This window comes from Roseibium sp. AWQ4_254, from assembly GCF_056161025.1.
On record NZ_JBSWYH010000027.1, the window covers coordinates 60,538 to 80,661 of the forward strand.

Here is a 20,124-nt window from a genome sequence, read left to right on the forward strand (position 1 = left end):
ACTGACGACGCATGAAATACCAGACAGCTGAACCGACCAAAAAGACTTTGGCCACCACCGTGTGTGAAGCGCTGCGGGGACAGATTGAAGACGGCCGTTACACCGTCGGTGACAAACTGCCGAGCGAAGCCCGTCTGACGGAGGAGTTTTCGGTCAGCCGCACGGTGATCCGCGAAGCCGTGGCCACATTGCGCGCCGACGGCCTGCTGGAATCCCGCCAGGGTGCCGGTGTCTTTGTGCGCAGCCCTTCGGGCAAAGTGGCCTTACCGTTTCAGAAGATCGAACCGGCGCGCATCTCCTCCATGATCGAAATGCTGGAATTGCGCATGGCCGTGGAAACCGAGGCCGCCGCGCTGGCCGCCCAGCGGCGCTCTCCGGCCCAGCTGGAAAAACTCATCGAGATTTCCAACGGGCTGCATGAACTGTTTTTGAAGGGCAAGTCCAGTTCCCAGATGGATTTCGAATTGCATCTAGCCATTGCGGACGCTGCCAACAATCCGCGGTTCAGGGAGTTTCTGGAGCTTGTCGGACCGAACGTGATTCCCCGCCGTGCTCTCGAAACGGCAACGAAGGGCCCGGAGCTGAAGGCCTATATTGCCATTCTCGACCGGGAACACTGTGAGATTGTAAGAGCCATTACCGAATGCGATCCGGAGGCCGCCCGGGCGAAGATGCGCCAGCATCTTCTGGGCAGCCAGACACGCTACCGTGACCTGTTGCAGCGCTCTGCCGGGACCGGCTGATCAGTCGGCTTTCCGGCCGGACCTCCCGCCCCCCCTTAAAGGCCGCCGTGTGCCTGCGCAGTCAGGCCATTCTGTCTTTTTCGGTCACCTCTTTGGTGTCCGGCAACGAAAGTCGAACCTGAGGAAGCACGGCGCGCTTAGCCCTGAAAATAATCCGGCTTTTCTGCGCGGATCTGCTGCAAGATGAGTTCGATGCGGCCAAGATGCTCATTCAAGGTCGCCTCCAATAACGGTTTTTGCCGCTTTCTGAGGGCGGCAATCAGCTCCAGATGGTCATCATAGGCTCTTTGGGCAGCACCGATGGTCAGGGAGATGAAGCGCACCCGGTCCATATGCGCCTTGGGTTCGCGGATCAGCGACCAGACATAGTCATGTCCTGCAATCGCACAGATCTGCTGATGAAAGGCGTCATCCAGCACATGGAACCGGTTCTGGTCATTGGCGGCGATGGCCTCTTTCTGATCCTCCAGAATATCTTCAAGCTCGCTGATTTGCGCCTCGGTGATCACCTCCATAGCGGCCGTCCAGCAGGCATGCTCCAGGGCGATCCGGACAAATTTCGCCCTTAACACGGCCTCTTCGGAAATCTTGGAAATCACGGTCGCCCGTTGCGGGCGGATCAGCAGGAAACCCAATTGGGACAGCCGGAAAAACGCATCGCGCACTGGCTGCCGGGAGACCCCCAGCGCCTTTGCGACCTCTGCTTCGGACACTTTGGTTCCCGGCGGCAGCTCCAGCGACAGGATCTGCTGGTGCAGCGTTTCAAACACCGTGTCGGCCACGGACGGGATCTTGATCGGCTCAAGCGCTTTCAGAGCGCTGCTGTCTGCCATCTATCGACTCTCCATTGACTCGTCCAATAAACTAGCATATCAGTTTACTAGCTACAACATAGCTAGTCCTGATGGATCTGTAGGAGTCTATAGGGTGCCGGTACAGTCAATAAAAGCAACTGGAGATGGGAAAGGCCGCCTTTCCCCAAACCGCTTGTTTCCGGCAGATCCGGGCGCCCTTGGTGTCGCAAGACGGCTTTATGACAGCATCAAAAGCTTACCGATCATCAGCCCACACGGTCACACGGATCCGCGCTGGTATGCGGAAAACGCGCCGTTTCCGGACCCCGCCCAGCTGTTTGTCGTGCCAGATCACTATGTCTTCCGAATGCTGCAGTCCCAGGGCATTGCACTCAGCGCCCTCGGCGTGCCCCGTGTGGACGGCGGTTGGCGGGAAACGGACAGCCGCAAGATCTGGCGTCTGTTTGCTGAGAACTTCCACCTGTTCCGCGCGACCCCATCGAGACTGTGGCTGGAGCATTCCTTTCAGGAGGTGTTCGGCTGGTCAGGGCGCTTGTCGAGCGAAACCGCGGATGAGGCCTATGACCATATTGCCGCCTGCCTGGAACTGCCAGAATTCCGACCTCGGGCCCTTTATGAGCGCTTCAACATCGAAGTCATCGCCACAACCGAGTCTCCGCTGGACGATCTGAAATGGCATAAAATGATCGCTGACGACGTCTGGAGCGGCCGGGTAGTCACTGCCTACCGGCCCGATCCGGTTCTGGACCCGGACTATGAGGGCTTTGCGGCAAATGTGGAGCAGTTTGGCGCCCTGACCGGCGAAAACGCTACCACATTCAGCGGCTATCTTAATGCCCATAGAACCCGGCGTGCCGTCTTCAAGGCTCATGGCGCAACATCCACCGATCACGGTCACCCATCAGCCCGCACCGAGAACCTGTCTTCCGCCGATGCGGACCGGCTCTTCCAGAAGGCGCTCCAAGGCACCTGCTCAGCCGAAGAAGCCGATGCGTTCCGCGGCCAAATGCTGACCGAAATGGCCTGGATGAGCCTGGATGATTCTCTGGTTCTGCAAATTCATCCCGGCAGCTTCCGCAACCATTCCAAGGCCATCATGGCCGCCTATGGCCGGGACAAGGGCTTCGATATCCCGGTCCAGACCAACTATGTGACCGCTCTCAAACCGCTTCTGGACGCCGTCGGCCTGGAACCCAATCTCAGCATCATTCTGTTCACGCTGGACGATACGTCCTATTCGCGCGAACTCGCCCCGCTTGCCGGGGCCTATCCCAGCTTGAAGCTCGGCCCAGCCTGGTGGTTCCACGACAGCCCGGAAGGCATGCGCCGGTTCCGGGAACTGACCACAGAAACCGCAGGGTTCTACAACACAGTCGGCTTCAATGACGACACCCGGGCTTTCTGCTCGATCCCCGCCCGCCACGATGTGGCCCGGCGGGTCGACTGCGCTTACCTCGCCACACTCGTGACAACTGGGAGGTTGGACGAGGACGAGGCTTATGAGGTCGCTGCCGACCTCACCTACGGGCTTGCAAAACAAGCCTACCGGCTCTGAGGAGGAGCCATTCACAGGGAGGAAAACATGACTGTCCTGAAATCACTTGCCACAGCCCTTCTGGCCACGGCCGCCCTCAGCACGGCGGCTCTGGCCTGCGAGGTCACGTTAAAATCGTCCGACACCCATCCGGACGGCTATCCGACGGTGGAAGCCGTCAAACATATGGGCAAATTGCTGGAAGAAAGAACCAGCGGCCGCCTGTGCATCGAAGTGTTCCACTCCGCCCAGCTTGGTCAGGAAAAAGACACCATCGAACAGACCAAGTTCGGTGTCATCGACCTGAACCGCGTCTCCATGGGCCCCTTCAACAACCTGGTGGAAGAAACCAAGGTCGTCTCCCTTCCTTATGTCTTCAAAGGGGTGGACCACATGCACACGGTCATGGACGGCCCCATCGGTGACGATATTCTGGCCGCCTTCGAGCCCCATGGCTATGTGGGCCTGGCCTTTTACGACGGCGGCTCGCGCAGCTTCTACAACCGGGTCAAACCGATCAAGTCGATCGAGGACCTCTCCGGCATGAAGGTCCGGGTGATGCAGTCCGACATCTTTGTCGACATGATGTCAGCCCTTGGCGCCAATGCGACCCCGATGCCCTATGGCGAAGTCTATTCCTCGATCCAGACCGGCGTCATTGACGGGGCTGAGAACAACTGGCCCTCCTACGAGTCTTCCGGCCACTATGAGGTCGCCGGCTACTATACGCTGGATGAGCATTTGATCGTACCGGAAGTGCTGGTCATGTCGAAAGCCAGCTGGGACAAGCTGTCCCCGGAAGATCAGGCTGCCGTGAAACAGGCGGCCAAGGACTCTGTGCCGGTGATGCGCGACATGTGGAGCGCCCGCGAAAAAGCCTCTGAGGAAAAAGTTCGGGCTGCCGGTGTGGAAGTGATCACCGAGATCGACAAGGAGCCGTTCATGGCAGCCATGGACAGCGTCTATGAAAAGCATGTCACGTCCGACAAGCTGAAAGATCTGGTCAGCCGCATCCGCGCCACCGACTGATGCCAATGGGGAGCGCGGCCTTGAGCCGCGCTCCGCCTCTCACGCCCCTGCGTCAAAGGCAACACCCGTGCAAAATCCCCTTCTGTTCGCCGCAAGCGTCATGCGCCTTGTGTCAAGGTCAGCCCTTTGGCTGGCCGGAGCCGGGCTTCTGCTGATGACCGCCTTCATCTCCGCCCAGGTCTTCATGCGCTACGTTATGAATGACAGTCTGGTATGGAGCGAGCCCGCTTCTGTCATTCTCATGGGATGGTTCATCTTTCTGGGGGCAGCCGTCGGCATTCGCGAAGGCTATCACCTCAGTTTCGATGTGCTGCTCTACTTCCTGCCGGACAGCACAAAGCTGGTCTTCTTCAGCATTTCCGATGTGGTGGTGGCCGCCTTCGGCGCAGGCATGGCCTTTTATGGCGCCGAGCTGGCCCTGTCTGCCTGGGAGGTGAAACTGCCCTCGCTTGGCGTGTCCGGCGCTATCGACTTTCTGCCCCTCGTGGCCGGAGGCTGTCTCGTCTTTCTGTTTTCCCTTGAGCGCCTCATCCGCAGGGCTGCGGGATTGCCGACCGCCCGGTTCGGCGAAGACACCATGGAAGAGGCCTGACATGGAACCCTATATTCTTTTCGGCACCTTCACGATCCTGCTTCTGATCGGAACCCCCGTGGCCTTCTGCCTGGGCGCCGCCTCCCTTGCCACCGTCCTCTATATGGGCCTGCCCCCGGTCATCGTATTCCAGCGCCTGAATTCCGGCGTCTCGGTCTTCGCGCTGATGGCCATCCCCTTTTTCATTTTCGCCGGAGAGCTGATGGTGCGCGGAGACATTGCCCGCCGACTGGTGGCGCTGGCCGGAGCGGTGGTCGGGCACTTGCGCGGCGGCCTTGGCCAGGTGAACATCACCGCCTCGGTTCTGTTTGGTGGCATTTCAGGCTCTGCAGCCGCTGACGCCACCGCCATTGGCGGCCTGATGATCCCCCAGATGCGCAAAAAGGGCTATTCCGTTGAGTATGGCGTCAACATCACCGTGATGTCCTCCATCATCGCCCTGATGCTGCCGCCCTCCCATAACATGATCATTTATTCGATCTCAGCCGGAGGACGCCTGTCGATTGCCGATCTGTTCACTGCCGGCATCCTGCCCGGACTGCTGCTTGCCACCGCGTTGATGATCACCGCCTGGTTCGTGGCCAAGCGAGCAGGCTATCCAACGGAAGGCTTTCCGGGCTGGGCTGCCCTTGGGGGCCTTTTCATCAACGCGGTGCCCGGCCTGCTGCTGATCGCCATCATTTTCGGCGGCGTCCGCTCCGGGGTGTTCACCGCCTCAGAAAGCTCCTGCATTGCCGCTGTCTATGCGCTTCTGGTCACCACACTGGCCTACCGCACCATACGCTGGCCGCAATTTGTTGAAGCCACCAAAGCCGCCGTACGGACCACCGCCATGGTGCTGCTGGTAATCGGCTGTGCCGCTGCTTTCGGCTGGCTGCTGGCGTTTTTGCGGATCCCGGCAGAACTCGTCAGCTTCCTGAAGACCGTGTCCGAAAATCCGATCATCATCCTCCTGATGATCAACATCGTGCTGCTGTTCCTCGGCACGTTCATGGACATGTCCCCGCTGATCGTCATAACCACGCCGATCTTCCTTCCGGTCGCCACTGCCTTTGGCGTTGATCCGGTGCATTTCGGCGTCATTCTGGTGCTCAATCTGGGTATCGGCCTGTGCACCCCACCCGTTGGCACCGTGCTGTTTGTCGGCTGTGCCGTCGGCAAGATCTCGGTTTGGAGCGCCATCCGGACGATCTGGCCCTTTTATGGCGCAGCCGTCTTCACCCTGCTGCTGGTCACCTACATTCCCGCGCTTTCCCTTTGGCTTCCCTCCCTGTTCCATTGAGGTTCGACTCATGTTTGTCAATACCTTCCCCAAAGTCCCAGCCGACCCGGGAGTGACCCGGCAAGTGCTGTCTGACAGCCCCGAGCTGATGGTAGTCGCCTTCCGCTTTGAAGCAGAAGGCGCCGAAGGCAAGCTGCACAGCCATCCGCATGTCCAGTCGACCTATGTGGAGAGCGGCAGCTTCCGCTTCACCATTGACGGTACCGATTTCAAGGTCGGGCCGGGCGACAGTTTCGTCATTCCCGCCAATGCCCGCCATGGCTGTCTATGCCTCACCCCAGGCACCCTCATCGACACGTTCACGCCCCGCCGGGACGATTTCCTCTGATGTTCAACCACAGGACAAACACATGCTGACCGTTGAAACCCGCTACGCCATCGACCCGGCCACCGCAAAGCAGCTCGACACAACCGGGCTCCGGGACCATTTCCATGCTGGTGGGCTGTTTGCCGACGGCGAGATCAAGCTGATCTACAGCCACTATGACCGGCTGATCCTGGGTGGCGCTGTGCCGGGAGATGGCGAGCTGGTTCTGGACGAAGTCCGCGAGGCAGGCACTCCGTCGCTTCTGGAGCGGCGCGAGCTCGGCATTCTCAATATCGGCGAGACCGGAACCGTGACCGCAGCCGGGACGAGCCATCAGCTCGCTCAAGGCGAAGTGCTTTATCTGGGACGCGGCACCGGACCCGTCACCTTTTCCGGCCCCGGCCGCTTCTATCTGCTCTCCGCCCCGGCCCACCGGACCTGCCCGACCCGGCTAATCAGCAAGGAAGATGCCCGCCGGGTCGAATTGGGCTCCGACGAGATGTGCAACAAGCGCGTCATCCTGCAGTTCCTCCATCCGGAGGTTGCCGAAAGCTGCCAGCTGGTGATGGGCTACACCCAGTTCGCACCGGGCTCGGTCTGGAACACCATGCCGGCCCATGTTCATGACCGGCGCATGGAAGCCTATCTCTATTTTGAACTGGACCCGGAGCAGCGCGTCTTCCATTTCATGGGCGAGCCCAGCGAGACCCGGCATCTGGTGATGGCCAATGAAGACGCGGTGATTTCGCCGCCCTGGTCGATCCATTGCGGGGCCGGGACCGGTGCCTATACGTTTTGCTGGGCCATGGCCGGGGACAATGTCGACTTCACGGATATGGACATGGTGGCCATGGGAGATCTGCGGTGAACCCGTTTTCACTTGAGGGCAAATGCGCGCTGGTGACCGGCGCCAATACCGGCATCGGCCAGGCCATTGCCGTGGCCATGGGCCGCGCCGGGGCCACCGTGCTGTGCGCGGCCCGGCGCAGCTGCGACGAGACCCTGGCACAGATCCCATCCGGACGCCATGTGCCCCTCGATCTGTCGGACCCCATGGCCGCCGGGCCGCTGTTTGAAGCCGGGCAGATCGACATTCTCGTCAACAATGCCGGAATCATCCGCCGGGCAGACGCCACCGACTTCACCGAACGCGACTGGGACGAGGTCATGGATATCAACCTGAAGGCCGTCTTCTTCGCCTCTCAGGCCTTCGGCAAGGCCGCTTTGGCGGACGGGCGGACGGGAGCCATCGTCAACATCGCCTCGCTGCTGTCCTTCCAGGGCGGCATCCGGGTCCCGTCCTATACGGCCTCAAAACACGGCGTTGCCGGACTGACCAAGCTGCTGGCCAATGAATGGGCAGCCAAAGGCATCAATGTGAATGCCATTGCCCCGGGCTATATCGCCACCAACAACACGGAGGCCCTGCGCAACGACCCGGAGCGCAACCGGCAGATCCTGGAACGCATTCCGGCCGGGCGCTGGGGCGCGGCCAAGGACATTGCCGAGGCAGCCGTGTTTCTGGCCTCTCCGGCCGCCACCTATATTCACGGCACGGTGCTGAATGTGGATGGCGGCTGGCTGGCGCGCTAGCGGAGGGCCTGCCGCGTTGGGAAGACATCTACCCCGTTGTATTAAAGTCTGGCCTTGCACACCGGATAGAAGATCCGTTTGTTTCCGCTCGCACCAAAATGGAAGACGAGGGGATTCGAGCCGCTTTGACGGAGACATCGCCTCCACCGGCCTGACAAACGGTCGGAAAAAGAAGGTGTGCTCAAGACAGCACATCTGTTTCCAAGGCTTTCGGCAATGATCTCGGGTTCTGCGCGTTTCCGGCAAGGCAAACGCGCAGAACCCGAGCCTTCAGACGAACTGGAAGTCGTCGCCGTCAAGTGTAAGGGCGCTAACATCCTTCAAGGTGAGGCTGTCCGCATCGCTGAAACTTATCACGGTGTCCGGGCCGTTTTGACTGATATGCTCCAAGACGTCATCGAAGCTGAAGATACCGTCAAACGAGATCCTGACCATATCGTCGGCGGAAGATGCGCTCCGCGCGGCCGGCACGCTGCCGAAATCCTTGATCACGTCATTTCCCGATGTGAAAACAAATATGTCCGCGCCGGTGCCGCCTGTCAGAATATCATTCCCAGCGCCCCCATCAATCAGGTCGTTTCCGGCGCCGCCAATCAGCTTGTCGTTGCCCTCTTCGCCCAGAAGCACGTCATCGCCGCCCAGGCCGCCGATATAATCATTCCCGGCGCCACCCCGGATCGTGTTGCTCCCCAAGCTTCCGGCGATGACATCGCCCCGGCCCGTCCCGATGAGGTTTTCAATACTCACCAACTCGTCATGCACCACGGTGCCATTGCCGATACCGGCAACCAGTGCGGACCAACCAAGAGCCTTGTTCGAGACCGCGGTTTCCCAACCCTGATCCATCCGGACATAGATGCCCTTTGCTGACTGCGAATAATCCGCCGTGTCCGTGCCCTCGCCTCCGTCAAGAAGGTTCGAGCCCTCACCACCCTGCAGCCGGTCATCGCCTTCTTCACCGAAGATCTTGTCATCGCCGCCCAGTCCGATCCCAACATCATTGCCGGCACCGAGCTTCATTGTGTCATCATAAGCGGTGCCCGACAAAACGTCGTCTCCTGCCGTACCCGTGATCAGTTTTCCGGTGTTCGGATGAACAGCGTCCGGTGCCGCTTCGAGGCTGACGATCGCGATATCATCGAACCGGACACCGGCCGCCCCCCATGCATAGACACCCGCAGCCCCGGCACCGAGATCGTGATCTTCAATCGGGTTGTGGAAGATGGATTGCCCGTCGACCCACACCTGGAACAGGCCATCCGCATTGTCGGCCCGCAAGTGGAAGCTGTCACCCGGCGTGTAAACCGTCGTGACGCGGCCGATATAGCTCTCGTAGCCGTCAACGACCTTGACCAGGGTCGTCAAACCCGCGTGAAGGTCAATCTCGAGCTTGTAGTAGTTGTCATCGTCGATCCAATTGAGCATCACACCGACGCCGCCGGTCTGAGGTGCGGTGATCATCGTCTCGATGCCATAATTTTCTAGGGACTGATTGCCTTCCCAAAGAGCGTAGGTTCCCTTGTGAAGGGCGAACACACCATCCCCTAGCGGCGACCAGCCCCGCTTCCAGACGTCAGCGTTGGAGGCGCCGTTCCAGGTCAATTCGCGGCTGTAGGAACCGGAGCGTTCAACCAGCGCACCGTCCACAACAGCCCAGTCCGCTCCATCTCCCAGTTCGGTCGTGTCAACAATCTTCCATCCGGCCAGATCGCCATCTTCAAACCTGTCGGCGGCAATCAGGCGGTCGCCACTGACGAGATCCACCTTTACGCGGTCTGACGACTTGCCGTTGTCCAGTGCGAAGTCAAAGCGGTTGAGACCGGAATAAACTTCCGTTTCAACAACAACGCCATCGGAAGTCCCCGGCAGTCCGGACCAGCTGGCATTGACGCCGGTTTGCGGCAGCACCGAGCCTCTGCCGTCGAGAACCACGGTTTCCCGTCCGTCACCATCCCAGTCGACTACACGCTGATCCTCGCCCGCATCAGCGGAAAGAACAGGCGCCCGCACGACGACGTCATCGAAATACCCGCGCATCTGGTTCGAGCTGTAGAGCCCCACGGTCCCGGACCCGAGCGGAGCTGCATCCGCGATCGGCCCGCCAAAGATGAGGTGATCGTCCATTTGGACGGTAATCCGGTCACCGATTACCGTGATCTTCAGATCAATGTCACTGTTGAAGCGATAGCCGCCAGCTTCCTGAGCCAGCAGCGTTTCCGTCCCATTCACGATCTTGACAAGTTTGCGGACATTCGATTGCGCGTCGAAGGTCACGCGGTACTGATCGCCGTTTTCCTGATGACGAAAGCTGACCCCCATGACGTCATTGTCGAACGAATGGAACGTCGTCTCGAAAACAATGTCATCCCAGCTCCCGTTCTGCCAGACGATGGCATTGTCTGCCGCGTTGGACCATTCAAAGAGAGAACCACCCTCGCCCCCGGATGCAACGCCGCCCTTGACCGCAAACGCGGTTCCGTTGGACTGGCCGATTGTGACCTGGCCAGCGGTTGCCATTCCGAAATCGAACTTGTCGAGCGCACCGTCGAAATTGAGCTGGACAGACCCGTCCACGGGCGCCGCACCGAACGGCCCGTCCGCGTCCACTCCGCCAAGGTCCTTGAGAGTTGCCGCGTCCAGCGCAGCCGGGACGAATGCAAAGGAGCTGACGTGAATGTCCTGCGTTTCACCGTTCTCGTCGGAGAAAATCAAGAAGCCATCCTTGCTGACCGTCCAGCGCGATCCGGCAGCTTCGGACGTGACCTCCTGTGTTCCCACGAGTGTGCCGTTGATATATTTGCGAAGCACATGGGCTCCGTCCTCGACCGAGAAGGTAAACGCCAGGCGGTTCCAGGCATCGAACTTGAACTCACCTTCATAATTTCCCGAGATGCCCACTCCGGCAGATCCGTCACCGCTGTTCCTCAGGAAGAGATCACCGTCCGAAGTGTTCCCCAGGTCGGTCTGGAAAAGACCCGCATACGTTCCCTGGCCCGCCTTTACATAAAGATCGTAAACCAGGGTGTATTCCACCAAGTCCGCGTCCCCGGCCGGCTTCACGAGAATACCTTCCCGTTGCGCGAGTGCTTCAACTTTCGCAATCTGACCCGCATCGGCACCGATCTGCGGAATACCGAACCCGGACTCGCTGCCATAGGTGATTTTTTCGGCCTCCGTCTGGGCGGGTGCCACCCAGCCATCTGCGTTCCCGTCGTCAAAGGTGTCGACCAGGTAGGTCTTTTCGGTTTCCACGATCACCCGATGGTCTGCCCGGCTGATAGTGCCGTCCCCTGACTCGACTTCCAGCGTGAAGTCATTGACACCGGCGGAAAGCTTCAGAGAAGCAGTTTCACCGGTTGCGACGACTTTGCCTTCATCGTTCAACCAGCGGAAGGTCAGGGTTTCGCTGTTCGGATTGCTCGTCTTGGCTGCCGAAAGGCTCACTTCGACCGTATCTTCGCCTGCCTGCGCGGTGACATGCTGATCGGATCCCGCATCCGCGACGGCTTCTGCCGAACGGACGCCCAGATCGACGCCGGTATAGGTTTCCTCGTGGCCCACATACTTGCCTTGAAGGCCGTCACGGGACATCTCCCCGCTGCCGCGCGCGCCTGACACGTAGGTGTCCAGCTCCGTAAGGTAAGTCTCGGTGTAAAAGGCATTGTTTGCCGGGTCGACCGTCACCAGGCGAATGGCCCCGTTGCCACCATTGCCACCATTGTTCTGATTGCCGGCGCCAGTGATCTCCGTGGAAACACCGTCTTGGTAGTTCACCAGGAACTGGTAGACCGAATTCCCAAAATCGTTATAGGAAACAACGGTTTCAGCACCATCACCAAAAATATGCCCGCCTGCGGTGAACACGACATTCGGATGTTTGGTCAAAACCTCGCGCCAAAGATACTCCGCGTCCCAGGTTCCCTCCGGGTCTGCCTTAAGACCGTAATTGTATCCCGCGCCTTCCCCGTTTAGCGCCCCGCCCAGCGGATCGTGGCGCCCGTCGAAATTGTTGTAAGAATGGGTCAGGACCATGGCCTTGCGATCGCCATACTTCGTCAGGACATCATCCGCCCAGCGAAGAACATCGTCACGAGGGCCGAATTCAAGATTGAGAATCAGCCAGCCGGTTCCGTCAGGTGCATCCCACAAATGGTAGTTGTTGTCGTAACGCTCCGGCTCAAGGTCGTAAACGCCGCCAAAAGTCGGGTCTTGGGACATGTAGGACGTTGAAAAAGCGTCATTATACGTGCCTGTCTTGCGCACGTTCGAACTGCCGCCATCCCCGATATCATGGTTGCCTGGCAAAACCGAAAACGGAATTCCCGCCTCGCGCAACATGTTCATGGCTTCTTTGGCGATGACAAATTCCGAGCTGCCCGCATGCTGGGTGATATCACCGACATGGGTCACGAAGCCCAGTTTTTTACCGCTGGCGTTATCGATCAGCCAGTTCGCGATGTCGTTGAACGTCGACTGTTCGCCAGCTCCGGCGTTTCTGTCGGCATAGTCTTGTGTATCGGGAAGGATCGCGATCGTGTAGGCGCCTTCTCCTGCAACACGTACCCGCACATTGTCGGTTACGGTCGTTCCATCGACCTGCGCAGTGATGACCAGATCCGAAACACCCAGACCGCCATATGAAAGGGTGAGGATCCCATCCTCGATGGAAGCATTGACGCTGCCGCCGTTGCTCGTGGTGACCTGGAAGTCTCCGGCGCTGTCTCCGAAAACATCCGTCAAGTCGAAGGTCTGCGGGGTGTCACCTACCGCAACCAGCATGTCCTTGATACCGGTGACATCGGGCTGAACAGCGGAAGATTGCTCGGAAAGCAGCCCTGCTTGCGCCGCCCCTGTTTCAACCGTGACGCCATAATCGTCAAACCCGATCTTGACCAGCGTTCCGTCTCCCCCCAGCGCCCCCTGGGCGTCGACGCCCCCCAATGCTGCGATGGCCGCGCCGTCGAGAACCTGTGAACTCAAGGCAAAATGCGCCAGATAGCCCTTGCCGACCTCTGCGTTGTTGTCACCAAGAAGCAAAAACCCTTTGTCCGGGTTGATGGAAAAACGTGCTGGGTCGACTGTTTGTGTGCCAACCTGCTGACCGTCGATATATTTGGTGAGCGTGGCTTTTCCTCCATCGCTCTCCACCGTGATCGCAATTCGCGCCCACGTGTCCTCGGGGACCTTCCCCTCATACGACCCGTTGATCCCCAGTCCGCCGTCCGAACGTACGAAGAGCTCCCCATCGTTGCCATTGGCCGTATCGGTCTGGAAAAGAGAGTGGTAGCCGGAAGGGAATTCTTGCAGGTTCACATCCCACACCATCGTGTAGGAAGACAGGGGGGTTTCCAGCCCCGTTATCTTGACGGCCACGGCTTCATCGGGGCCATAAGCACCGTGCTGCAGCACCGGAATGTCCGCGCCGGGCCCGTCGACGCCCAGCTGTGAGGCCAGACCGAACCGGCTTTCACCGGACGTGGCCACCGAACGGAGGTTTTCCCCTTCAAGAACGACGGCCGCGGACCCATAGCGTGGCGTGATGTCATTGCCGGTGAAATTCACTTCCGTCGCAGAGCTTGCAGGCGCCTGGGGGAAAAAGCCATTCGCATCGGGCACCGGTGCCGCCGCGATGGCCGCACCAACCGCCGAAAAATCCGGGTCGTTCATGAAAAAGACAGAAGACACGTATCCCGGCGCTGTTTCACCGTCATTGTCGGAAAACAGCAGCAGACCGTTTTCCCCGATATCCCAGCGGGAGGTGTCGCCAAGACTTTGTGATTGGACTTCTTCGCCGTTGACATAGGACGTGAGAACCGTGCCGCTGTCGGTCTTTTGAACTGTGACGGCGATACGGTTCCAAGCATCGAATGCCACATTGCCTTTGTAACTTCCTGAAATTCCGATGCCGGCTGTCCCGTCGCCATTGTTCTTGAGAAAAAGCTCCCCATCGCCGGACCCCGTTTGCATCAAGCTGATATAAGCGGCGCTGGTGGACGGAAAAAAAACGTCAAACGCTACGGCATATTCGCCGATCATGGTCTTGACCGGTTTGATCCGCAGTCCTTCGTCATCCGCATGAGCTGGAAAGCTCAAGACAGTGGTGTCCGCACCGGCAATCAGATCCACCGGCAACTCGCTGGCAAGACCGATCTTATGGTTTGCAAAATCTCTCGACATGTCGCCCCCGTCGCAATCTCTTGAAAATTTCAGAAATCCCTAACGGGGTCTTGCAATCTTTAGAAACATAAGACAAATCGATTTCATCGCACAATGACATAGGCTATAGCTATGAATTATGCTCAGATTCGCGCGTTTCATTTGACGGTTCAAGAAGGCGGTGTCGGCCGAGCCGCTGCGGCGCTCAACCTGAGTCAGCCGACAATCTCACAACATATCAAGGATTTGGAGGCACGCAGCAACGTCAAGCTGTTTCACAGGCTCGGCAAGAGGCTGGCCTTGACGGATGCAGGCCGTGACCTCCTTTCTGTAACAACTCAACTTATGACTGCATCAGAAGATGTCGATCGTATGTTGGATCGCCAGAAATTCCCGTCGACAGGCAAACTGACGATCGCCACCGACAGCGCGCGGCTTGGCGCTCAGATCGTGAAAAGGATGCTCAAACATCAGCCGGACCTGAACGTTACACTCAGGCTCACGACCATGGGCGAGATTATCAAGGGAGTCGAGGAAGGCGACTTCGATGCGGGGATTTCGGTGGATCCCCCCCTTGGTGGCGCTTCCCTTTTCATTCTGCCGATACGCTCCGATCACCTTCAGGCGGCGGTTTCGGCAAGGAACCCCTTGGCCGCCAAAGACAGCATCACACTTCAAGAACTATCGGAAGAAACGCTGATATACCGGGACAGCCGCTCCCGCACGCGCGTCCTTACCGAGCGCGCCATGTCTTTTGAAAACCTTGAACCCAAACGTGTTCTTGATTTTGGCAGCCGGGAAGTGATCCGCGAAGCCGTTGCACACGACATTGGCGTCGCTCTTTTCTCGACTCTTGACTGTCAGCCAGACAGCCGCATCCGGTTCCGGCCCGTCTCTTCCGCAAGAATGAGCATGAGTTTCGTCGAAAACGCCATCGTGCGGCGGGACAAGAAATCCCTTCCTGAAATCGCCAGTTTCCTGGAGTCGGCCAAAGCTCTCTCCGCCCCCGCTCCGGCGTCTTTTCCCTGAAGCTGGCTCAAGCCTTGCGGGAGCAGTACCGCTGGCGGTCACGCTTCAGCGCGAAAGCTGATCCCAAACATTCACTGCCGAAGCAGTACTCGGTTGTGCGAGCGGCTGTTCGAAGCCGGGCAGATCGACCTTCTCGTCAACAATACTGGGATCATCCGCCGGGCGGACGCCACCTACATTCACGGCACGGTGCTGAATGTGGATGGCGGCTGGCTGGCGCGCTCGCGGAGGGCGTGCCGCGTCGGGAAGCCGTCAATCTGTCTATCAGCGGCCGCTGGCCTTGCGCCAGGCTTCAAACGCGGTCCGGTTTTCCGCCTGCGTGCACGGGTAGAGCCCGATAATGCTCTGCCCGTCCTTGACCCGTTCGACCACGAAATCCTCATAGGCGGTCATTTCCAGAGCTTCAGCTGCCACCTCTTGTGACAAATGCGCCGGAATGACGATGACACAGTCATCATCGCCCGCAATAATATCACCGGGGAACACCGGTGCATCGCCACAGCCAATCGGCTCATTCAGCGCAATGGCCTCGTTGTTGGTCAGGTTGGTGGGTGAGGATGGCCTCGTGTGGTAGGCGGGAATATTGAGACCGGCAATCACCGCCGCATCCCGGAACCCGCCATCGGTCACGACCCCGGCAACCCCGCGCACCATCAGCCGGGTGACCAGAATGTCTCCGGCAGAAGCCGCATCGGCCTGTTTGCGGCTGTCCATGACCAGAACCGCACCAGCCGGGCAGGTTTCGACGGCAACCCGCTGGGGATGTTCGGGATTGCGGAATTCAGACAGCTGGTTGCGGTCTTCGCGCGCCGGCATGTAGCGCAAGGTGAAGGCAGGCCCGACCATGTTCCGGCCCTTGCGCCCGACCGGATGCACCCCCTGGATCACCTGATGGCGCAGGCCGCGCTTGTAAAGAGCTGTTGCCAGTGTCGCAACGGAAACCTGCTCGAGTTTTGCCCGTGTATCTTCATTCATCGGCTTTCCGCTCCCACGTTCACATAAGGCCGTTTTCAGCCAGAAACTCCCGAAGCCGGGACTGCTGGCGGCTGGTCAGGGGCCAGGCGGAGGGCGGCCGGGCCGGGCCGCAATCCCGCCCCTGCAGCTGCAGCGCCGCCTTGACCCCCGTGACGTTGGTCCCGTTCATTTCCTCTGCCCGGATATCTTCGAACACCCGCATCCCCGCAATCAAACGGTTCGCCTCTTCATAGTTGCCGGAAGACAGGGCCGCATGGATGGCAACGGACCGCTCTGGCCACACATTGATCAGGCCGGAAGTGAAGCCCCGTGCCCCGACCGCATAAAGGGGCGGCGCCCAGACTTCCGCCAGCCCGCCAACCCAGACGATCGACGGGTCACAGGCGGCAATTGCATCGGCCAGTTTCAACGGATTGGGCGTTGCCCATTTGACCCCCTTGACCCCGGGCAAGTCGCAAAGCGCCTTGATCCCTTGTGTGCCTATAGTGTCGTTGCGCAAATACAGCATAACCGGAAGGCCGCCGCTTGCCGCCGATACAGCTTCCACATAGGCCACGACCCCGCGCGGAGCGACAAACGGGTCCGGCGGCTGGTGGATCATCAATGCCGCAGCCCCCGCTGCAGCCGAAGCTTCCGCCAGCTGGCAGGCATCGCGCAGACCGCGCCCGACCCCGGCCAGAACCGGCGCCCGGCCCGCGACCATGGCGCAGACCTCGCGCACCATTGTGCAGGCCTCCTCGGTGGTCAGAGCATAGAACTCACCCGTATTGCCGTTGACGACCGGAATATGCACCCCGGCGGACAAGGCCCGGTCCAGGATCGGCTGGAGCGTATTTGGAGCGATTCCGCCCTGATTGTCATAGGGCGTTACGAGAATACCGGAAATTCCGGTCAGGGCGGTCTCAAGATCGTGGGTCATCAGTAGATATCCGGTTCACCTGCAGCTTGTCCGAAGCCGCGTTCAAGGAAGTCAAAGTCACAGCCCTTGTCCGCCTGGGTCACATGTCTGGAAAACATATAGCCCCAGCCCCGCTCGAACCTGGGCGGCGGCGGCGGCAGCGCGGCCTTGCGCCGGTCCAGTTCCTCGTCATCGACCAGCATGTTCAGGCTGCGGCTGGAAATGTCGAGACGGATAAGGTCGCCGGTCTTCAACAAGGCCAGCGGTCCGCCGACATAGCTCTCAGGCGCGACATGCAACACGCAGGCGCCATAGGAGGTTCCCGACATGCGGGCGTCGGAAATGCGCAACATGTCTCGGTGCCCCTGGCGGATCAGCGCCTTGGGGATCGGCAGCATGCCCCATTCGGGAAAGCCGGGCCCACCCAGCGGCCCCGCATTGCGCAAGACCAGGACATGATCCGGGGTCACGTCCAGGGACTCGTCCTCCACGGCCTGTTTCATCTCCGGATAGCTGTCAAAAACAAGGGCCGGACCTTCGTGAACATGGAATTTCGGATCACAGGCCGCGGGTTTGATCACCGCGCCGTCCGGGCACAGATTGCCCCGCAAAAGCGCAAGCGACCCTTCATGATAGACCGGATTGGACAGGGGCCGGATGACATCGTCATTGTGCACCACCGCTCCTTGAATGTTTTCTCCCAGCGTCTTGCCGTTGACGGTCAGCGCCGTGATCTCAAGACGGTCTTCGATCTGTTTCATGAGCGCCCGGAGCCCGCCCGCATAGAAAAAATCTTCCATCAGGTAGTCCTTGCCCGCCGGGCGGATATTCGCCACCAGGGGAGTGACGCGCCCCAGCGCGTCCAGATCATCCAGGGTGAACGCGACCCCGGCCCGGCGGGCCATGGCAATCAGATGCACCACCGCATTGGTGGAACAGCCTGTGGCCATGGCCACAACCGCCGCATTGCGGACTGAAGCCTCCGTGATGATTTTTTCCGGGGTCAAACCGGTCCAGACCATCTCCACAATCGTGCGGCCACACGCGCTGGCCATGCGCTGATGGCCGGAATCGGCAGCCGGAATCGAGGAGGCTCCGGGCAGGGTCAGACCCATGGCGTCAGCAATCGCCGTCATGGTAGAGGCGGTGCCCATGGTCATGCAGGTGCCGACCGAGCGGGCAATCCCGCCCTGGATGCCCAGCCACTCCGCATCGGAAATGTTTCCGGCCCGCCGTTCGTCCCAGAATTTCCAGGCATCGGACCCGGAGCCTAGACTGCGCCCCGCATAGTGGCCCCGCAGCATGGGGCCGGCGGGCATGAAAATGAACGGCACCCCTGCGGTGATCGCCCCCATGACAAGGCCCGGTGTGGTTTTGTCGCACCCCCCCAGCAGCACCACCCCGTCAAGGGGATGGGAGCGGATCATTTCCTCCGTCTCCATCGCCAGCATGTTCCGGTAGAGCATGGAGGTTGGTTTGGTGAAGCTTTCATCGACCGACAACGCAGGCATTTCAACGGCAAGGCCACCTGCCTGCAACACGCCCCGGCGGACATTTTCCACCCGCTCGGGGAAATGGCCATGGCAGGAATTCAGCTCCGACCACGTGTTGAGCATGCCGATAATGGGCCGGTCCCGGAACTCGTCTTCCGAAAAACCAAGCTGCATCATGCGCGAACGGTGACCAAAGGACCGCAGGTCGTCCGGCGCAAACCACCGCGCGCTGCGCAACTCTTCCGGCGCCTTGCGTGTTCTCCCAGTCCCCATGCAGCTCTCCCATCCAATTTTTGCGCTATGTATGCGCATACATTTACGGTTGTCAACTCTCCTTGAAGCTGCATTCGTTTCTGATTTTGCTCGATTTTTTATGGCCTCTTGACAGGATGACGCCGGATATGCCAGCAAATGTATACGCATTCATAACCATGCACAGGCGGACCAGATCCGCACTTGCCGGCCGCTTGAGGAGCGCCGGTGCAACGGGAGGAACTCATGATTTTTACTCGCAGGCTTGCCCTTGCTGCGCTTGGCGCAGCCGCCGTCACGGCCACATCCCTGACAGCCTTCGCCCAGGATCTGCCGAAAAATGTCCGTCTGGTCATCGGATCAAAGTCGACCGGCGGCGACACCTATCAGAACTCGGCCATTGTGGCAGATGCCCTTTCGGAACATCTGGGCATCAACATCAAGGTGGACGCGGTCGGCGCAACAGCCGCCTTCAAGGCCCTCAAGCGGGACAGCCGCGGCACAACACTGATGATCTTCCATGACCAGTCCTATCTGGGCGATCTATATGGCCGGGAGGGCTATGAGGATCCGTTTGCCTCCTACAAGATCGGCCCCACGGTCGCCATCAATCCGGGCAACGCCTATCTCGTTCCCAAATCGTCCAAATTCAACTCCATGGAAGACATTTTCGCCGCCGCCGAAGCGGGCGAAAAGGTCCGGGTAGCCATCCAGCCGGGGGGCGTGTCGGAAATCGGTTTTTCAGCCATGAAAAATGCAGCCAAGCTGCGCGCTCCAGGTTCGGAAAAGAACATCGTGGCCGTGAACACCGGTTCTCAGTCCGACAAGAACCAGGCCATGTGGGACGGGCTTGCCGATGTGATCAACGGGTCCATCCAGGCCAATGAGCAGTTCACCCAGTTGCCCGACGACGACCAGAAAGCCATGAAATTCGTCTGGATCACGGCCCGCCCGGCAACGCTTGAACAGGCCCCGGCCGAAGGCATGGGCAACACCACTCGGGACGCGCTGCTTCAACACGCCTCACCCAACACCCATGTGCCCCTGGATGCCAAGGGCGACTTCACCTTTGACAAGGAATTTTTCTTTCTTTTCAATCCGGAAATGGATGAGGGGATTGTCACTCAGATCAATGGCGCCTTGAGCGAGATCTTCCAGTCCGGCGAGATCCAGAAGCGGCAGAAAGCCTCCTTCTTCATTCCGAATTTCCTGCCCTCGGACGGAGCGCTGAAGCACCTTAAGGCCAAGCGCGACACCTATGAGCAGGTCCTTTCAGAGATTGCATCAGACTGATCAAGGCTGTCTTGCCCGGGGGGGGGGGGGGGGGGGGAGGGAGGGGGGGGGGGGGGGGGGGGGGGGGGGGGGGAGGGGGGGGGGGGGGGGGGGGGGGGGGGGGGGGGGGGGGGGGGGGGGGGGGGGGGGGGGG

The 20,124-nt window shown here is 59.8% G+C and carries 15 protein-coding genes; 10 read left to right on the forward strand and 5 right to left on the reverse strand.

All coding sequences use genetic code 11. The features are described from left to right. Window positions 1-11 precede the first annotated feature (11 nt). On the forward strand, window positions 12-743 hold the full coding sequence (locus tag ACXAIC_RS19395; protein ID WP_475184024.1) for a FadR/GntR family transcriptional regulator: 732 nt from the start codon (window positions 12-14) through the stop codon (window positions 741-743). A gap of 137 nt (window positions 744-880) precedes the next feature. Here ACXAIC_RS19395 and ACXAIC_RS19400 read toward each other — a convergent pair whose 3' ends face one another. Next, window positions 881-1,576: a GntR family transcriptional regulator gene (locus tag ACXAIC_RS19400; protein ID WP_475184027.1), complete on the reverse strand. Its 696-nt coding sequence runs from the start codon at window positions 1,574-1,576 to the stop codon at window positions 881-883. Window positions 1,577-1,670: 94 nt separating this feature from the next. Between ACXAIC_RS19400 and uxaC the strand changes: the two genes are divergently transcribed. The 7 genes from uxaC to kduD all read left to right on the forward strand — a co-directional run bounded on the left by uxaC (window position 1,671) and on the right by kduD (window position 7,895). Next, a complete protein-coding gene (uxaC, locus tag ACXAIC_RS19405; RefSeq protein ID WP_475184028.1) occupies window positions 1,671-3,113 on the forward strand; it encodes a glucuronate isomerase in 1,443 nt (480 codons plus the stop codon). A 27-nt stretch (window positions 3,114-3,140) separates the two neighbouring features. Further along, complete coding sequence (locus ACXAIC_RS19410) at window positions 3,141-4,121, forward strand: TRAP transporter substrate-binding protein (protein WP_475184031.1); 981 nt, start codon at window positions 3,141-3,143, stop codon at window positions 4,119-4,121. A 100-nt stretch (window positions 4,122-4,221) separates the two neighbouring features. Continuing rightward, complete coding sequence (locus ACXAIC_RS19415; RefSeq protein WP_475184058.1) at window positions 4,222-4,713, forward strand: TRAP transporter small permease; 492 nt, start codon at window positions 4,222-4,224, stop codon at window positions 4,711-4,713. A gap of 1 nt (window position 4,714) precedes the next feature. Beyond that, the gene (locus tag ACXAIC_RS19420; RefSeq protein ID WP_475184032.1) at window positions 4,715-5,995 is read left to right on the forward strand and encodes a TRAP transporter large permease; all 1,281 of its coding nucleotides are present in this window, start codon (window positions 4,715-4,717) and stop codon (window positions 5,993-5,995) included. 10 nt (window positions 5,996-6,005) lie between these two features. Next, window positions 6,006-6,323 carry a cupin domain-containing protein gene (locus ACXAIC_RS19425; RefSeq protein ID WP_475184034.1) on the forward strand — a complete coding sequence of 106 codons (318 nt, stop codon included), beginning with the start codon at window positions 6,006-6,008 and terminating at the stop codon, window positions 6,321-6,323. 22 nt (window positions 6,324-6,345) lie between these two features. Next, window positions 6,346-7,170 carry a 5-dehydro-4-deoxy-D-glucuronate isomerase gene (kduI, locus tag ACXAIC_RS19430; RefSeq protein WP_475184036.1) on the forward strand — a complete coding sequence of 275 codons (825 nt, stop codon included), beginning with the start codon at window positions 6,346-6,348 and terminating at the stop codon, window positions 7,168-7,170. Next, window positions 7,167-7,895, forward strand: a complete 729-nt coding sequence (kduD, locus tag ACXAIC_RS19435) for a 2-dehydro-3-deoxy-D-gluconate 5-dehydrogenase KduD (RefSeq protein WP_475184038.1) — start codon at window positions 7,167-7,169, stop codon at window positions 7,893-7,895. The genes kduI and kduD overlap by 4 nt, the downstream gene beginning before the upstream one ends. Before the next feature lie 270 nt (window positions 7,896-8,165). Here the strand turns inward: kduD and ACXAIC_RS19440 are convergent, their stop codons facing one another. After that, on the reverse strand, window positions 8,166-14,072 hold the full coding sequence (locus ACXAIC_RS19440) for a LamG-like jellyroll fold domain-containing protein (protein WP_475184041.1): 5,907 nt from the start codon (window positions 14,070-14,072) through the stop codon (window positions 8,166-8,168). 111 nt (window positions 14,073-14,183) lie between these two features. On the opposite strand from ACXAIC_RS19440, the gene ACXAIC_RS19445 reads away from it, so the two are divergent. Beyond that, complete coding sequence (locus ACXAIC_RS19445; RefSeq protein WP_475184043.1) at window positions 14,184-15,080, forward strand: LysR substrate-binding domain-containing protein; 897 nt, start codon at window positions 14,184-14,186, stop codon at window positions 15,078-15,080. 264 nt (window positions 15,081-15,344) lie between these two features. On the opposite strand, the gene ACXAIC_RS19450 is transcribed toward ACXAIC_RS19445, so the two are convergent. From ACXAIC_RS19450 to araD, 3 genes are read right to left on the reverse strand one after another with little or no spacing between them, the layout of a single operon-like run. Further along, entirely contained in the window at window positions 15,345-16,055 is a 711-nt protein-coding gene (locus ACXAIC_RS19450; protein WP_475184046.1) for a ribonuclease activity regulator RraA, read from the reverse strand. Between the two features lie 19 nt (window positions 16,056-16,074). After that, the gene (locus tag ACXAIC_RS19455) at window positions 16,075-16,974 is read right to left on the reverse strand and encodes a dihydrodipicolinate synthase family protein (protein ID WP_475184048.1); all 900 of its coding nucleotides are present in this window, start codon (window positions 16,972-16,974) and stop codon (window positions 16,075-16,077) included. After that, a complete protein-coding gene (gene araD, locus ACXAIC_RS19460; protein WP_475184051.1) occupies window positions 16,974-18,719 on the reverse strand; it encodes an L-arabinonate dehydratase in 1,746 nt (581 codons plus the stop codon). The genes ACXAIC_RS19455 and araD overlap by 1 nt, the downstream gene beginning before the upstream one ends. 225 nt (window positions 18,720-18,944) lie before the next feature. Here araD and ACXAIC_RS19465 point away from each other — a divergent pair, with 225 nt between their 5' ends. Further along, window positions 18,945-19,991 carry an ABC transporter substrate-binding protein gene (locus ACXAIC_RS19465; protein WP_475184054.1) on the forward strand — a complete coding sequence of 349 codons (1,047 nt, stop codon included), beginning with the start codon at window positions 18,945-18,947 and terminating at the stop codon, window positions 19,989-19,991. Window positions 19,992-20,124: the final 133 nt, after the last annotated feature.

Coding starts and splice junctions, on each gene's coding strand:
- ACXAIC_RS19395 (WP_475184024.1), top strand. CDS start 12: ATGAAATACCAGACAGCTGAACCGACCAAAAAGACTTTGGCCACCACC.
- ACXAIC_RS19400 (WP_475184027.1), bottom strand. CDS start 1,576: ATGGCAGACAGCAGCGCTCTGAAAGCGCTTGAGCCGATCAAGATCCCG.
- ACXAIC_RS19410 (WP_475184031.1), top strand. CDS start 3,141: ATGACTGTCCTGAAATCACTTGCCACAGCCCTTCTGGCCACGGCCGCC.
- ACXAIC_RS19415 (WP_475184058.1), top strand. CDS start 4,222: ATGCGCCTTGTGTCAAGGTCAGCCCTTTGGCTGGCCGGAGCCGGGCTT.
- ACXAIC_RS19420 (WP_475184032.1), top strand. CDS start 4,715: ATGGAACCCTATATTCTTTTCGGCACCTTCACGATCCTGCTTCTGATC.
- ACXAIC_RS19425 (WP_475184034.1), top strand. CDS start 6,006: ATGTTTGTCAATACCTTCCCCAAAGTCCCAGCCGACCCGGGAGTGACC.
- kduI (WP_475184036.1), top strand. CDS start 6,346: ATGCTGACCGTTGAAACCCGCTACGCCATCGACCCGGCCACCGCAAAG.
- ACXAIC_RS19440 (WP_475184041.1), bottom strand. CDS start 14,072: ATGTCGAGAGATTTTGCAAACCATAAGATCGGTCTTGCCAGCGAGTTG.
- ACXAIC_RS19445 (WP_475184043.1), top strand. CDS start 14,184: ATGAATTATGCTCAGATTCGCGCGTTTCATTTGACGGTTCAAGAAGGC.
- ACXAIC_RS19450 (WP_475184046.1), bottom strand. CDS start 16,055: ATGAATGAAGATACACGGGCAAAACTCGAGCAGGTTTCCGTTGCGACA.
- ACXAIC_RS19455 (WP_475184048.1), bottom strand. CDS start 16,974: ATGACCCACGATCTTGAGACCGCCCTGACCGGAATTTCCGGTATTCTC.
- araD (WP_475184051.1), bottom strand. CDS start 18,719: ATGGGGACTGGGAGAACACGCAAGGCGCCGGAAGAGTTGCGCAGCGCG.
- ACXAIC_RS19465 (WP_475184054.1), top strand. CDS start 18,945: ATGATTTTTACTCGCAGGCTTGCCCTTGCTGCGCTTGGCGCAGCCGCC.